This window comes from Thalassotalea euphylliae (assembly GCF_003390335.1).
Taxonomy (GTDB): Bacteria; Pseudomonadota; Gammaproteobacteria; order Enterobacterales; family Alteromonadaceae; genus Thalassotalea_F; species Thalassotalea_F euphylliae_B.
In genome coordinates this window covers 3,640,168-3,653,974 of record NZ_QUOU01000001.1, presented here as the reverse complement: position 1 = coordinate 3,653,974, position 13,807 = coordinate 3,640,168, and the positions used below count along the sequence as shown (strand labels likewise).

Sequence of the window (13,807 nt, the reverse complement as noted above, 5' to 3'; positions counted from 1 at the left end):
GTCTTATTAGTAATTAATGAGTACGGCGAACGATAAAGGTCGCAAATTGCGCTAAATTGTCGGTATTGTAGGGCAAACGGGCTAAAGCTTGAAGCGATTCTTGGTAAAGGTGGTCGGCTTTTTGTTGGGCGCCAGACAATCCCAACAGTGCAGGGTAAGTCGATTTATTGGCTTCGATATCCGAGCCTTTAGGCTTGCCTAGCTGCTCTTGGGTTGAAGTGATATCGATAATGTCATCTTGCACTTGGTAGGCAAGACCGATAAGTTCAGCAAAAGTTGCCAGTGATATTTTCTGCTCTTCGGTGACCTTGGGTGCACACTCAGCGGCCATAGTGACCGACGCTTTAAGTAAAGCACCGGTTTTTAGTTGGTGAATGGTTTCCAGTTGCGCGAGTGTGATCTGCGTGTCCGTTGCACTTAAATCTAAGGCTTGCCCACCACACATGCCTTGGTAACCCGCCGCGGCAACCAGTTGTTTTAACAGCATTGGCATTTTTTGCGTACCAAACGCTGAGAATGTGTGATTGGCAAGGAAATCAAAAGCCAGTGTTTGCAAACTATCGCCCGCCAATATCGCTGTCGCTTCGTCAAAGGCTTTGTGACAGGTCGGTTGTCCGCGTCGTAAGTCATCGTCATCCATCGCCGGTAAATCATCATGTAATAATGAATACGCATGAATGCACTCTAAGGCACAAGCGACACCGTCTAAATCGTTAATTTCTGCGCCTAACGCAAGTCCTGTCGTGTAAACCAGGTATGGGCGCATACGCTTACCGCCAATAAGCAGGCCATAGCGCATTGCTTCCAGAAGTTTGGTGTCATTGACGGCTAGGGCGTCTAGCTTATCGGCAAGCAGTTGGTTAACTCGCGTTTGGTAGTTGCTAAGCTCAGGTAAGGTTGGGATCGACATTAACTATGTTTACTCGTCTTGTTCAAAGTCAGCGAGCGTACCTTGACCGTTTTGGTTATTGAGAATCTGCACTTTTTGCTCAGCCGTTTTTAATTTTTGCTGGCTCAACTGGCTCAGCTTTAAGCCACGCTCGAATACTGCCATTGACTCTTCTAGGCTAAGCTCACCTTGCTCTAATTGCTGAACAATGCCGTCAAGCTCACCTAATGCCTCTTCAAATGAGAGGTTTTCCAGTTTTTTCTTTGCCATTTCTTTGCCGTTTCTTCGCTATTTCTCTGCTATTTCCGCGCCATTTCTGGCGCGCAGCTAAGACTGTTTGCTTTGACTAACTAATCTGCTTGTTTGCAGTTTTTTGGGCGAAGTAACTGCTAACGAAAATCAGTTTATCATTGCACCCAAGTAATATGGCGCAAAGGTACATGAGCATCGACTCAAGGTCAATCAAAGGCGCATACTTGCTTACTTATCGGCACTATTGCCAAGCTGAATCAAAAACTAGTTAAGTTATTGACCTGATGGACGATACTATCTGTGTAACAGGCTGTATTACAGGTCGCGATTCCGTTATCGATAATGTATTATCAGCAGAGTTTTGCTCGTTAAAGACACACATTTAGGAGGCATTGGTGGATTTAGCTACGCTAATTGGGATGTTAGGCGCGATTGGTTTCATCGTGATGGCGATGATATTGGGTGGCGACATTTCAATGTTTGTCGATACCCAGTCAATTCTTATCGTATTCTGTGGTTCAATCTTCGTGGTACTGTCGAACTACAACCTTGGCCAGTTTTTTACTATCGGTAAAATCATCGGCAAGGCTTTTATGTTCAAGTTGGAAAAGCCCGAGGAATTGATTGAAAAGTCAGTCGAAATGGCTGATGCCGCACGAAAAGGCGGCTTTTTAGCGCTAGAAGAAGCCGAAATCTCCAATGCTTTTATGCAAAAAGGCGTTGATATGCTGGTCGATGGTCACGATGCGGATGTCGTACGTGGCACCTTACAAAAGGATATCGCCCTAACCACAGAGCGCCATGAAACCGGTGTTGGCATGCTAGGGGCGCTTGCCGAAGTTGCCCCAGCGATGGGGATGATTGGTACCCTGATTGGTCTAGTTGCCATGTTATCCAACATGGATGACCCAAAAGCCATCGGTCCTGCAATGGCGGTAGCGCTCTTAACGACTTTGTACGGTGCTTTCTTAGCGAACGTAATTGCCATTCCTATTTCCAATAAACTGTCGCTGAGAATGGCGGAAGAAAAGCTTAATCAAGAGCTAATTCTAGATGCGGTTTTGGGTATTCAAGACGGTCAAAACCCGCGTGTTATCGAAGGTCTGCTGAAAAACTATTTGGCAGAGAGTAAGCGAAAAATAGACACCACTGAAGAGTAGCGAGGTTAGCCATGTCATCTCCACCTCCTGAGTGTAAATGCCCCCCCGCAGGTTTACCTGCGTGGATGGGGACGTTCGCGGATTTGATGTCTCTGCTGATGTGCTTTTTCGTATTGCTACTGAGCTTCTCGGAAATGGACGTGCTCAAATTCAAACAAATTGCCGGTTCAATGAAGTTTGCCTTTGGTGTGCAAAATAAAATTGAAGTTAAAGATATTCCCAAAGGCACCAGTATTATTGCCCAGGAATTTCGCCCCGGTAAGCCAGAGCCTACCCCAATTGAAGTGATTCAACAGCAAACCATGGAAATGACCCAGCAAATGCTGGAGTTCCAAGCTGGGGATGAAACATCTGCCGGTGGTCGCCAAGAGCAACGGGGGACAGAGCGCGGTGGTCAATCGCAAAGCACCGACACGCAAATGTCGCAACAGCAAATTGAACAAGCCCAGCAGCAATTAGAACAAGCGCAGCAAGAGCAAGTGAATGAGCTTGTGAAAAAAATTGCGGAGCAGTTAGAGCAACAAATTCAAGATGGCGCAATTGAGCTGGAATCACTTGGTCAGCAAATTACCATTCGCATTCGTGAAAACGGTTCGTTCCCTTCGGGGTCGGCATTTCTACAGCCGAAATTTAAGCCAATTATTCAAGAGATCGGTAGTTTACTGAATACGGTACCGGGTGAAATTATGATTTCGGGAAATACCGACAACCAGGGTATAGACTCTGAGCTTTATCGCTCGAATTGGGATTTATCTAGCCAACGCGCTGTCGCCATTGCCCATGAGATGGTGAAAGTACCGGGCTTTGACCCAACCAGATTGTTGGTTGTTGGTCATGCGGACACTCGCCCACTTGTACCAAATACCAATGCCTTGAATCGTCGCCGTAACCGCCGTGTTGAAATATCGATTAATCAAGGTAAAGCAAAAGTGACTGAGCCTATCTCAATTAGCGAAACGAGCGGTAATTAACGTTTTAGTTGATCGCATTAACCATAAAAATGGCCGAGTACAGTAATGTCTCGGCCATTTTTGATGCTGTGTTATCTTTGTCGTGTGTTACGTGAGTGTTAGGTGCATAGCTACTCGATGTAAAGAAGCGTAAATTTTCTACAAGGGTAGGCTGATAGTTAGATAAGCTAAACTTTTTAAAGAGTAAGCTTATTGAGGGGGCGGCAACTAAGATGAATTTAAAAAACTCACCGATGCATTATGGTTTTATTGCTAAGTGCTTCCACTGGGGAACGGCGCTGTTGTTTTTAGCGGCTTACGTTAGTGTTTATTACCGACAGTGGTTTACGGAGGCTAAAACCCCTGAAAATTGGACGGCGTTGCAGCTGCATTTGTCGATTGGTGTGTCACTTGGCGTCATAGTCGTACTGCGTGTTATATGGCGAAAAATGAATGAGACCCCGCAACCAGAGCCCGGCACGAAATTAGAACATTTAGCCGCCCATATGGGGCATTATGCCTTGTATGGTGTGATGATTATTATGCCGTTAACGGGATACTTAGGGACAGGCGTTAACACTGAATTTTTCTTTTTATTCGATGTCCCCAAATTTGAAGATACCTGGCTGTTCACCGTTGTCGTGCAAGATTTTATGGGCTTATCCTTTAAAACGTTTGAAGCTCCCATTGATTTTATTCACAAAGATATTTTCGGTGCTTGGTTAGTATGGCTATTAATTTTAGGTCACGTATTGGCGGCGCTTTATCATCATTTTGGCAAAGGCGATCGCACCATTAAGAAAATGACCACGGGTAAGCCATAGGCTTTAGTTACTCAGTTAATACTCCCTCACTTCTTGGTAGAGCTTATTTCGATGCTTTGCCAGACCTTATCTTAGAAAGTTTGGCAGCGCGCATTTTTTGAGAAATAGTGTATAATGCGCGCCACTTTATCCAGCGCCGGGGGAATCAATGAAATTCATCGTTAAATTGCAGGCTGAAATAGCCGTTAAAAGTCGTTCTGTTCGTAAACGTTTTAGTAAGCTGCTTGAGTCAAATATCAAGAATGTACTTCGACGTATTGACGAGCAAGTGACCACGCAACTTAACTGGGATAGCATTGAAATCAATACCAAAAACGACACGTCAGAGAACCGCGCGGCGCTAGTTGAAACCCTCAAGTGCATTCCGGGTGTCGCCTCGTTTTTAGAAGTGCAACAAAGTGAATTTGCTGATTTACACGACATTTACGAGAAAACCTTAGCAGTGCACGCCAGTACTATTGAAAATAAAACTTTTTGTGTACGGGTTAAGCGCAGTGGTGAGCACGAATTCAATTCGATCAAAGCGGAGCAGTACATTGGTGGCGGTTTAAACCAAGCGGTTGAATCGGCCAAGGTGAAATTGAAAAAACCGGATGTCACCATTCGCCTTGAAATCAACAAAAACAAACTGTTTATCGTGACAGAGCTGCACAAAGGTCTAGGCGGTTTCCCAATTGCTACCCAAGAAGATGTGTTATCACTGATGTCAGGTGGCTTTGACTCGGGTGTGTCTAGCTATCAGATGATCAAAAAAGGCTCACGTACCCATTTCTGTTTCTTCAACTTAGGTGGCAGTGCCCACGAAGTTGGCGTAAAACAAGTGAGCCATTTCTTGTGGAATAAATTTGGTGCCTCGCATCGCGTCAAGTTTATTGCTGTTGATTTCGATCCGGTAGTCACTGAAATATTAGAAAAAATCGATAACGGTCATATGGGCGTAGTGCTCAAGCGTATGATGATGCGCGCAGGCGCTAAAGTTGCTAAAAAGCTAGGTATTCAAGCATTAGTGACAGGTGAAGCGCTAGGCCAAGTGTCGAGCCAAACACTAACGAATTTGAATGTTATTGATCGCGTTACTGAAACCTTAATTCTACGCCCACTTGCTGCTTACGATAAGCAAGATATTATTGATATCGCGCGCGATATCGGTACGGAAGATTTCGCTAAAACGATTCCAGAGTACTGTGGCGTTATCTCGAAAAAGCCAACGGTTAAAGCGGTGCTCGCAAAAGTGGAAGAAGAAGAAAGCAAGTTCGACTTGAGCATTATTGAGCAAGTGATTGAAAATGCGCGTGTCTTCGATATTCGCGATATTGGTCAAGAAACGGAAAAAGAAGTGCACGCGGTAAAAGAGCTAGCTGAGGTTGGCGAAAATACCGTGATTTTGGATATCCGCAGCCCAGAAGAAGAAGACGATAGCCCGCTAGAGCTTGATGACATTGAAGTGAAACATATTCCTTTCTTTAAGCTTGGTACGCAGTTTGGTGACTTAGATCAGTCAAAAGAATACTTGCTGTACTGTGATCGCGGCGTAATGAGTAAGTTGCAAGCGCTTTATCTACACGATAATGGCTTTAGCAATGTGCATGTTTACCGCCCTTAATGGATTGCTTTATTCGCTAATTTCAGGGGGAGTTTACTCGTAACCCCAGTCTTTACGGACATAGCGACAAAGAAAAACCGCCGTTAGCGCATGTTAACGGCGGTTTTTATTACTTTACTTTTAACAGTTCACATTTATCCTTCACGTTGAACACTTCACTCATTAAAGCGCGTTTCGCGCTGACAAGTTCGCTACTTTTGCCACTAACGCTTCGTTAATTGGCACTTTAATCCCAGCCTGCGCTGCCAACTGGCAAATATAGCCATTGATGGCATGAATTTCTGTGGCGCGATTGGCGCGAACATCGGCTAATGTTGACGACACATTTTTCGCTGTCGCAGCGGCAACACGTAATGCCTGCTCGGTAATGACTTGAGCTGTTAGCTCTATTCCTTGGCTTGTTGCAACTTGCGCTACTTCATTGGCAATGGCCGATATTTGCGGTAAGTAATCAGCTTGGGTGAGTTTACCATTGCGCACATCGTTCAGTGCGGTTAACGGGTTTATCACGCAGTTTATTGCCAATTTTTGCCACTGCTTGGTGTTAATATCGGTTTGCCAATGTGCATTGGGCAGTGCTTGTTTAATACCGGCAAACCAATGAGGTGGACTCATTTGCGTGTGATCGTGGCGGCCAATATCGAAGCGGCCTAAGCCAGTATGAATGCTATGAGATTGGCTTGGGCGAAAAGCACCGTGGGTTGTTAAGCAGGTAAAAATAGCGTGTGTTGATTTGATCTCAGTCGACAAAGCTTCAACAACGCCCATGCCATTGTGTACCAGCAAAATATCGGTTGTCGGCGCTATGTGAGCCGCAAGGCTGTTAACCAGTGATGCTGCATCGTAAGACTTTAAGCAGACAACGAGCAAGTCGGCTTGAGCTAAGCTTTCGTCACTTGCTACATGACAAGTGTATTGATAACTCAGCCCTTGAATATTGCTAAAACACAGCTGTTTGGTTTGTTCGTGGCGAGTTTTGGTCAGTAGTGATAAGTGAATAGCCCTCGCTTGGCGTAAATGCCAACACCATAACGAGCCAATAGCCCCTTGGCCTGCAACAACTATGTTTAAGTGCTCAGCGCGCGTAGCTTTCGTACTCATCGTTGAACTTGGCTTTCAGTGTGCGTTTTACCCAGCTTGAAGCCGTAAACTAGCCATAGCCATTTCAATAACATAAACAACAAGATACCAATGCTATCGCCGACAAAGTCCTTCACCTCGCCATTTCTAAAACCCAAGTAATGCTGTGCAACTTCACTCACCGCCGCGTAGCTGATCAAGGCAATCACGAGGGGCCAACTAGGCAATTTAAAAACGCTGCTTAGCACCCAAGTCAGGATGAAAAAGCCAATGACGTGGCCGACGGTGTCGATTTGCGTATTACTGACGATGATATCTCTAAGGGCTGGTGAGAAAGTTAACGCAATGCCGGTGAGCACCAGCAACAGAATAAAAAGGATGTGATGAAGGTTTTTCAAACTCAGCTACTCAGACTCAAATTTAAACGCAAACAAGGCTTTTGGAGCAAAACCGCATCATATCACGGCCATGACAAGAAAAAACGCCTGAGTTTGTTAGAAATTCTTGGCTAGTTTGATAAACTGGCGAAAAATTTTAGCCAAGGGCACGTTATGCCGTCATTTGATATTGTTTCAGAAATTAATTTAGAAGAAGTGCGCAATGCCACTGAAAACTCAACGCGTGAACTCAGCACGCGATTTGATTTTCGCGGTGTTGAAGCCAGCTTTGAGTGGAAATCACCTGCTGTTTCCGTGAAAGCGGAAGGTGATTTTCAGGTGAAGCAAATGGTCGATATTTTGCGTAACCAATTAGTGAAAAGGCAGATTGACCCAAGAGCGATGCAGATTTCTGATCCTGAGTTCTCAGGCAAAAACTGCACACAGCGCGTGACCTTCCAAGAAGGTATTGAAAAAGATGTTGCTAAAAAAGTGGTAAAACTTATCAAAGATAGCAAAATCAAAGTGCAAGCGGCCATTCAAGGCGAGCAAGTACGTGTAACCGGCAAAAAACGCGACGATCTACAAGCGGTGATGCAGCTAGTACGTGAAGCTGAGTTAGACCAACCATTCCAATTTAACAATTTCCGCGATTAGTATTGTAATGGATAAAAACGAGCCTAGCGCTCGTTTTTTGTCGATGGCATGGTGCTAGGTTAGGCTGTAGTTTTGAAATTTGGGCGTTGACCGTTGTGCCGCTCAACAATAAGCGTTAATAAGAATTAGCCGCTATATAGCGAAACTATTTTAACACTAAACACTAACCTTACCCTGAGCGCTGGCGCTAATATCAGCGCTAGATTCAACGCCAAACTCAGCACTGATGAAGGCAGTAAACGATATGAAGTCTTCTGCCCGTAAAGAAATTGATTGATCTTTGTGCACATAATTGTGCACAGTCTGTTTAGGCTGTTAGTTAACTTTATTTTTATACTCGCTTGTTTTTACTTGCTAGTTTTACGTAAATTAAGTGGCTAACAACGTAAATATAATAATAAAAGTAGATAGTTTATGGCTGTTTCAAGAGGCGAGTTTAGCTCGCGAATCGGTTTTATCATGGCGGCCGCAGGCTCTGCGGTAGGTCTTGGTAATGTCTGGGGGTTTCCAACCCAAACCGCCACTAATGGTGGTGCAGCGTTTGTACTGGTGTACTTAGTGCTGGCATTTTGTTTAGCTTATCCGGCCTTTATGGCGGAAATACTGATTGGCCGTTATGGCCAAGCCAATGCGGTGACGAGCTTGCAAAAAATGTCCACCAACCTCTGGCAAAAGCGCTTTGCCTTTATTGTCGGCTTCGGCGGTATTATTTGTGCGTCACTGATTTTGAGCTTCTACGGCATTCTCGCTGGCTGGATGATGTCTTTTGCCGTTGAATCTGCGGCGCAGATCGCGGGCTTACAGTCCGTCGCGAGCTGGGTGGTCGGTGATTCTGTGGCGCGCAACGTCTTTTTCACCACGTTATTTATGTTTTTAACCGTGTTTATTATCCGCCGTGGTGTTGAGCAAGGGATCGAAAAGTGGTCAAAGCGATTAATGCCGATGATGATCGGCTTGCTGATTTTGCTTATCGGCTATGTCATGACACTCGATGGTGCGATGCAAGGGCTAGACGCTTATCTCAACCCGGATATTAGCCGTGTATTAGAGCCTAACTTATTGGTAAGTGCATTAGGCCAAGCCTTCTTCTCGTTATCACTGGGAACTTCGGTCATGGTGATTTACGGCTCTTACATCGCCAAAAAAGAGAATATGGTGACCATCGGCGCGCAAGTGACCTTAATTGATGTTTCTATTGCATTCCTTGCTGGTTTACTCATTATTCCGGCGATGTATGTTGCGCAAGCGCAAGGGGTCCAAATTTTTGCTGATGATGGCAGTTTAATCGCGGGGCCAACATTAGTCTTTACTGTCCTACCTAGCCTATTCGACGGCATGGGCAGTTTGGGCTTATTTATCGGTTTAGCCTTCTTCGTGTTAATGTCGATAGCCGCCCTTACTTCCTCTATTTCAATGCTTGAAGGCCCTGTTTCATATGCCGTAGAGCGTCATAATATGGCACGCAAGAAAGCGACGACACTGATCGGCATGGTGATTTTACTGATCAGTTTCGGCATTATCTCCAACCTAGGTGTTATGCTAGATTTCGTTGCAACCTTGTCAACGGAGTACGGTCAACCAATTATTGCCATGTTGTGTTGTGTATTTGTCGGTTGGGTATGGCAGCGCAGCTCACTGTTGGCAGAAATAAAGCAAGGTAACGAGACTGTTGAAGATGGCCTGTTTTGGAAGGTATGGCCTTGGTATACCAAGTTTGTCTGCCCCGTTGCTATTGGCGCTGTATTTATTCATAGCGTGTTGTAGCGAGGGAGCAACAGCTCATCAATAAAAAATGGCAGTCAACTGACTGCCATTTTTTATGCGTGATTGTTTTTGTTTCTCTATTTTCTTTTTTCTTGAAAAATAAGAACAACAATAAGGGCGCACTTCATCGCCTAAGCTACTGCTGTCACTGCTTAATTGATAACGGGCCAAGCCTGCTGCCACGGTGGCGAGATGCTTTCAAGCCATGCCTGACATGCTGGTGAGGAAAAATGCGCTCCGACGGCCGGGGCTTGAAGGTAATGACAGACTTTATCTTGATAGCAAAAGCGCAAGCCATAAGCGTGCAGATAGCCTCTGTCAGTATTGAATTTCTCCGATTCACCGCCGTATAAACTGTCGCCTAAAATTGGCGCACCAATGCTGCTTAATGCGACCCTTAGCTGATGCGTTTTACCACTGTGTGGTTTAAGTAAATAGGCGCGCAAACCGGGTACAATGCTTTGGCTTAAAAACTGGGTAATGGCCGGGTTGTCCATAGTACGCATGAGCTTCCACATTCCACGGCGGCTTTTGGCCATATCGCCTTTGATCAAGCCTTGTTTTTTCTTGGGCTTTTTATCACTAAGGGCAATGTAGTACTTTTCAACCTGATGTGTGCGAAACAGCTGCTCAAACAAGCGCGCTGCCGCTTGGCTTTTGGCAAAAATCACAAGCCCTGAGGTGAGTTTATCAAGGCGATGAACGGGATAAAGCTCTGCTAAACCTAGGTGACTTTTTACCTGTGAAAACAAGCCAGAGCCAGTGTCGCCTTCATCGTGAAAATTGACATTGGGGGCTTTGTTAACCAGCACAAAGTCGGGCTGGTTATCAACCAGAGTAAAGGCGCTAGTCTTTACAAACTTAGTCTCTACAAACTTAGTCTCTGCAATATTAGCCACTAAAAGCTTAGCCCGATCAGTATATAGATGATGATAGTGAGCATAGCGCCAAATAACGCATATGGCAGCTGTGTTTTTACGTGCTCATAGTGATCGCAGCCGCTGGCAATAGAGGCAACAACGGTCGTGTCTGAAATCGGTGAGGAGTGATCGCCAAAAATACCACCACCTAATACGGCCGCAACCAGGAATGAGACGGGCAATCCGGTTTGCATCGCAATAGGCACAGCGATTGGGATCAAAATAGCAAACGTGCCCCACGAAGTGCCCGTGGCAAATGCCATCACCGCAGCGACTAAAAATATGATCGGCGCAATTAAAAATAGCGGCACTTCAACTTGCATTAATTCACTCACATAAGTGCCAGTACCTAATGCTTTGATCACATCACCAAAAGCGAATGACAGCACTAAAATCATGACCACAGGTGCCATATACCAAAGCCCTTGAACAAATATCTTAGCCATGGTTTGGGCGCTCAGCAGTCGGTAGTAACTGATCATAGCGATGACCAGTGCACAGCTACTGACAATTGCCCAAAACACAGAAAATGAGCCTGAGCCTCGACGCATATCGCCATCACCAGTAATAAACAACAAAGTTAAGGTAATCGCTAACAGGGCAACGAGTGGCACCCACATCACACGCGCAGGGCCGACTTTGGTGATGCTCGCGTCATTTTGTGTATCAACTAGGCTACTCGCACTTGCCAGTGGGCCAAAGGCTTTGCCTGAATAAGCGGTGTAGTAAGCAAGGGCAACGGCAATAATGGCGTAAAAGTTATAGCCTATGGTGCCGATGAGGACACTAACCGGGTCGTCAAAACTAAAACCATCAAGCAAGCCAAGCACATAAGCTCCCCAGCCATTGATAAGAAAAAGAATACTGATGGGAGCACAGGTTGAATCGAGTAAATAGGCGAGACGCGCACGGCTGAGCTTGTGGCGGTCAAACAATTGTTGGCTTGCCATACCCGCGGTAAACATACTGAGGTTAGTGTCAGTGAATATACTCGAACCGATCAGGGTTGGTAACATACTGGCTTGGCGTTTCGTTTTGACCAGCTTTAATTTCGCTAAATGCTCGATAAAGCCATTAACAGCGCCGGCTTCACTGAGCAGTTTTACCATAGCGCCAATTAATAAACTGAAACAAATAATATAAACATTACCCGTTGAGGAAAACACCTCGATAAAGCCTGAAAATGCACCGCTCGCTCCTGACACTGGTTGCCAATTCGCGACCATTAAATGACTAAGCAGCACACCGACAAGGAGTGCCATCAAGGCATTACGTCGCCAAACGGCAATTAAAATAGCGACAAAAGGAGGGAGTAAGCTAAGAGCTGAATCGTGCATAAAATGTTCTTTAAATTGGGCTGTTTATACGAAATATTAATAATAGGCGCTATTTTCGCACCCATTGGCACTGGGCGCACCTTTTTATTTTGTAACTTTTGGTAAAGTTTGTTCGCTAGCATATTGAATTATCATCAATTACCCTTACATTCTAATCAATTCGAATTATACGCTATGCGGCGGAGCCATTTTGTCCTCATCTCTAAATCAATATTTACAAGCCCTGAGTGCTGATGAACACCTATCAGCGGTCGCCGGAATTAAGCGTGGCGTTGAGCGCGAAGCGTTGAGGGTTGTTAGTGAAGGTAGGCTGTCTGAACACCCGCATCGAGAGAGCTTAGGCTCGGCACTAACACATCCTTACATCACCACTGACTACTCTGAAACCTTACTAGAGTTTATTACCCCAGTGAGTGGTTCTGCCGAGCAAACGATTGCGCAGCTCGAAGATGTGCAAAAGTACGCCTACGAAAATATCGACGGTGAATTGCTATGGCCCTTGAGTATGCCTTGCTTTGTCGATGATGATGACCAAATACCGCTCGCACAATACGGCAGCTCTAATATAGGTAAAATGAAAACGGTATACCGCCAAGGCTTAAAGAACCGCTATGGCAGTATGATGCAGGTAATCGCTGGCATTCATTTTAACTTCTCGTTTTCGGAAGATTTTTGGCGTGCTATCCAACAAATAGACGGTGACGACAGAGATTTACAAACCTTTATCTCTGAGCGCTACTTCGCGTTGATCCGCAATTACAAACGCTTGTGTTGGCTTATTCCTTATTTGTTTGGTAGCTCTCCTGTGTTATGTAGCTCTTTCCTGCAAAACAAGCCGCACCAATTGCCATTTAAACGCTCAAAAACAGGCTATTTATACTTAGAGCATGCAACTTCACTGCGCATGAGTGATCTCGGTTATACCAACAGTGCGCAGTCAGCGTTAAACATCTGTTATAACAACTTAGACAGCTATGTTAGTGGCGTAAAAGAAGCGATTTCATTAGCGTCAGACGATTTCGATAAAATTGGTGTCAAAGTTGATGGGCAATACCGCCAGCTCAATAGCAATGTGTTGCAAATTGAAAATGAGCTATACGCGCCGATTCGCCCCAAGCGGGTTGCCAAGTCGGGTGAGAAGCCATCGGAAGCATTAAAGCGCCGTGGCGTTGAATATATTGAAGTACGTGCACTTGATGTAAATCCATTCTCTGCCACGGGTATTAGCCTTGAGCAAATGTACTTCCTTGATGTGTTTTTAACTTACTGTGCATTGGCGCCAAGCCCTGAAATGACGGCTGAGCTACAAAAACGCTATGAACACAATATGGATCGAGTCGTGCTGCGCGGTCGCGAGCCAGAATTAACACTTAACGACGATAACCAATGCAAAACGATCCCTCAGTGGGGGAGCGAATTGTTTGAAGAGTTTATGCAAGTAGCGAAGCTACTCGATAAAGCATATGGCAGTGAGCACTATCAACAAGTGACCAGTGCTGAGTTTGCTAAGGTAAAAGACGCTGACCTAACGCCATCGGCCAAGTTAGTTGATTTAGTCGTTAATCACGAAGCAAAATACACTGCTTTGGCACTTGGTAAAGCTGGCGAGTATCGTGAGCAGCAATTAGCAAAAGATTATCAAACTTATAACAAGGCTATGTTAACCGAGGCGGCAAAACAATCGCATATCGAGCAAAAAGCTATTGAAGATAGCGACACACTAGATTTTGATAGTTTTTTAGCCGACTACTTTGCTAGTGAAAACTAGCCTAGCTGTTTATCCTATATCTTAGCTATTGATGGCTTCTCACGGTGAGAGAAGCCAAATCACTCAAAGAATCAAAATAGCTGTGCTAAACATCAGACAATACATCAGATAAAACACCAGACAAAAAAAAGCGCGTTAGGGCAACGCGCTACTAAAATATGAAAGCAGTCCAGGGAGGTTTTGCTCTCAAACACTTCGACTCGTATGGTACTAAATAGTTCAATAA

Annotated in this window: 13 protein-coding genes; 7 read left to right on the top strand and 6 right to left on the bottom strand. The window is 45.0% G+C overall.

Annotated features, from left to right (window positions below):
• Window positions 1-13: 13 nt before the first annotated feature.
• Together ispA and DXX93_RS16065 are read right to left on the bottom strand one after the other, a co-directional pair.
• Window positions 14-910 carry a (2E,6E)-farnesyl diphosphate synthase gene (ispA, locus tag DXX93_RS16070; protein ID WP_116008991.1) on the bottom strand — a complete coding sequence of 299 codons (897 nt, stop codon included), beginning with the start codon at window positions 908-910 and terminating at the stop codon, window positions 14-16.
• 9 nt (window positions 911-919) lie between these two features.
• Complete coding sequence (locus DXX93_RS16065) at window positions 920-1,159, bottom strand: exodeoxyribonuclease VII small subunit (RefSeq protein ID WP_116008990.1); 240 nt, start codon at window positions 1,157-1,159, stop codon at window positions 920-922.
• Between the two features lie 377 nt (window positions 1,160-1,536).
• On the opposite strand from DXX93_RS16065, the gene pomA reads away from it, so the two are divergent.
• The 4 genes from pomA to thiI all read left to right on the top strand — a co-directional run bounded on the left by pomA (window position 1,537) and on the right by thiI (window position 5,678).
• Window positions 1,537-2,301: a flagellar motor protein PomA gene (gene pomA / locus DXX93_RS16060; RefSeq protein ID WP_116008989.1), complete on the top strand. Its 765-nt coding sequence runs from the start codon at window positions 1,537-1,539 to the stop codon at window positions 2,299-2,301.
• Window positions 2,302-2,312: 11 nt separating this feature from the next.
• A complete protein-coding gene (locus DXX93_RS16055; RefSeq protein WP_116008988.1) occupies window positions 2,313-3,272 on the top strand; it encodes a flagellar motor protein MotB in 960 nt (319 codons plus the stop codon).
• A 212-nt stretch (window positions 3,273-3,484) separates the two neighbouring features.
• Window positions 3,485-4,075 (top strand): cytochrome b, encoded by a 591-nt coding sequence (locus DXX93_RS16050; protein ID WP_116008987.1) that lies wholly within the window; start codon window positions 3,485-3,487, stop codon window positions 4,073-4,075.
• 148 nt (window positions 4,076-4,223) lie between these two features.
• The gene (thiI, locus tag DXX93_RS16045; RefSeq protein WP_116008986.1) at window positions 4,224-5,678 is read left to right on the top strand and encodes a tRNA uracil 4-sulfurtransferase ThiI; all 1,455 of its coding nucleotides are present in this window, start codon (window positions 4,224-4,226) and stop codon (window positions 5,676-5,678) included.
• Window positions 5,679-5,840: 162 nt separating this feature from the next.
• On the opposite strand, the gene DXX93_RS16040 is transcribed toward thiI, so the two are convergent.
• Complete coding sequence (locus DXX93_RS16040) at window positions 5,841-6,779, bottom strand: ketopantoate reductase family protein (protein ID WP_116008985.1); 939 nt, start codon at window positions 6,777-6,779, stop codon at window positions 5,841-5,843.
• Window positions 6,776-7,156: a VanZ family protein gene (locus tag DXX93_RS16035; RefSeq protein ID WP_116008984.1), complete on the bottom strand. Its 381-nt coding sequence runs from the start codon at window positions 7,154-7,156 to the stop codon at window positions 6,776-6,778. The genes DXX93_RS16040 and DXX93_RS16035 overlap by 4 nt, the downstream gene beginning before the upstream one ends.
• 153 nt (window positions 7,157-7,309) lie before the next feature.
• Between DXX93_RS16035 and DXX93_RS16030 the strand changes: the two genes are divergently transcribed.
• Together DXX93_RS16030 and DXX93_RS16025 are read left to right on the top strand one after the other, a co-directional pair.
• Window positions 7,310-7,792 (top strand): YajQ family cyclic di-GMP-binding protein, encoded by a 483-nt coding sequence (locus DXX93_RS16030; RefSeq protein WP_116008983.1) that lies wholly within the window; start codon window positions 7,310-7,312, stop codon window positions 7,790-7,792.
• 414 nt (window positions 7,793-8,206) lie between these two features.
• A complete protein-coding gene (locus DXX93_RS16025; protein ID WP_116008982.1) occupies window positions 8,207-9,556 on the top strand; it encodes a sodium-dependent transporter in 1,350 nt (449 codons plus the stop codon).
• 152 nt (window positions 9,557-9,708) lie between these two features.
• Here the strand turns inward: DXX93_RS16025 and DXX93_RS16020 are convergent, their stop codons facing one another.
• A complete protein-coding gene (locus DXX93_RS16020; protein ID WP_258872687.1) occupies window positions 9,709-10,455 on the bottom strand; it encodes a TIGR01621 family pseudouridine synthase in 747 nt (248 codons plus the stop codon).
• Window positions 10,455-11,813, bottom strand: a complete 1,359-nt coding sequence (locus DXX93_RS16015; protein WP_116008981.1) for a Na+/H+ antiporter NhaC family protein — start codon at window positions 11,811-11,813, stop codon at window positions 10,455-10,457. The genes DXX93_RS16020 and DXX93_RS16015 overlap by 1 nt, the downstream gene beginning before the upstream one ends.
• Window positions 11,814-12,003: 190 nt before the next feature.
• Here DXX93_RS16015 and gshA point away from each other — a divergent pair, with 190 nt between their 5' ends.
• Entirely contained in the window at window positions 12,004-13,581 is a 1,578-nt protein-coding gene (gene gshA, locus DXX93_RS16010; RefSeq protein WP_116008980.1) for a glutamate--cysteine ligase, read from the top strand.
• Window positions 13,582-13,807 lie beyond the last annotated feature (226 nt).

Excerpts from the sequence above, each read along its gene's own strand:
- DXX93_RS16050 (WP_116008987.1), top strand. The coding sequence starts at position 3,485 with ATGAATTTAAAAAACTCACCGATGCATTATGGTTTTATTGCTAAGTGC.
- thiI (WP_116008986.1), top strand. The coding sequence starts at position 4,224 with ATGAAATTCATCGTTAAATTGCAGGCTGAAATAGCCGTTAAAAGTCGT.
- DXX93_RS16040 (WP_116008985.1), bottom strand. The coding sequence starts at position 6,779 with ATGAGTACGAAAGCTACGCGCGCTGAGCACTTAAACATAGTTGTTGCA.
- DXX93_RS16015 (WP_116008981.1), bottom strand. The coding sequence starts at position 11,813 with ATGCACGATTCAGCTCTTAGCTTACTCCCTCCTTTTGTCGCTATTTTA.
- DXX93_RS16025 (WP_116008982.1), top strand. The coding sequence starts at position 8,207 with ATGGCTGTTTCAAGAGGCGAGTTTAGCTCGCGAATCGGTTTTATCATG.
- ispA (WP_116008991.1), bottom strand. The coding sequence starts at position 910 with ATGTCGATCCCAACCTTACCTGAGCTTAGCAACTACCAAACGCGAGTT.
- DXX93_RS16030 (WP_116008983.1), top strand. The coding sequence starts at position 7,310 with ATGCCGTCATTTGATATTGTTTCAGAAATTAATTTAGAAGAAGTGCGC.
- DXX93_RS16065 (WP_116008990.1), bottom strand. The coding sequence starts at position 1,159 with ATGGCAAAGAAAAAACTGGAAAACCTCTCATTTGAAGAGGCATTAGGT.
- DXX93_RS16055 (WP_116008988.1), top strand. The coding sequence starts at position 2,313 with ATGTCATCTCCACCTCCTGAGTGTAAATGCCCCCCCGCAGGTTTACCT.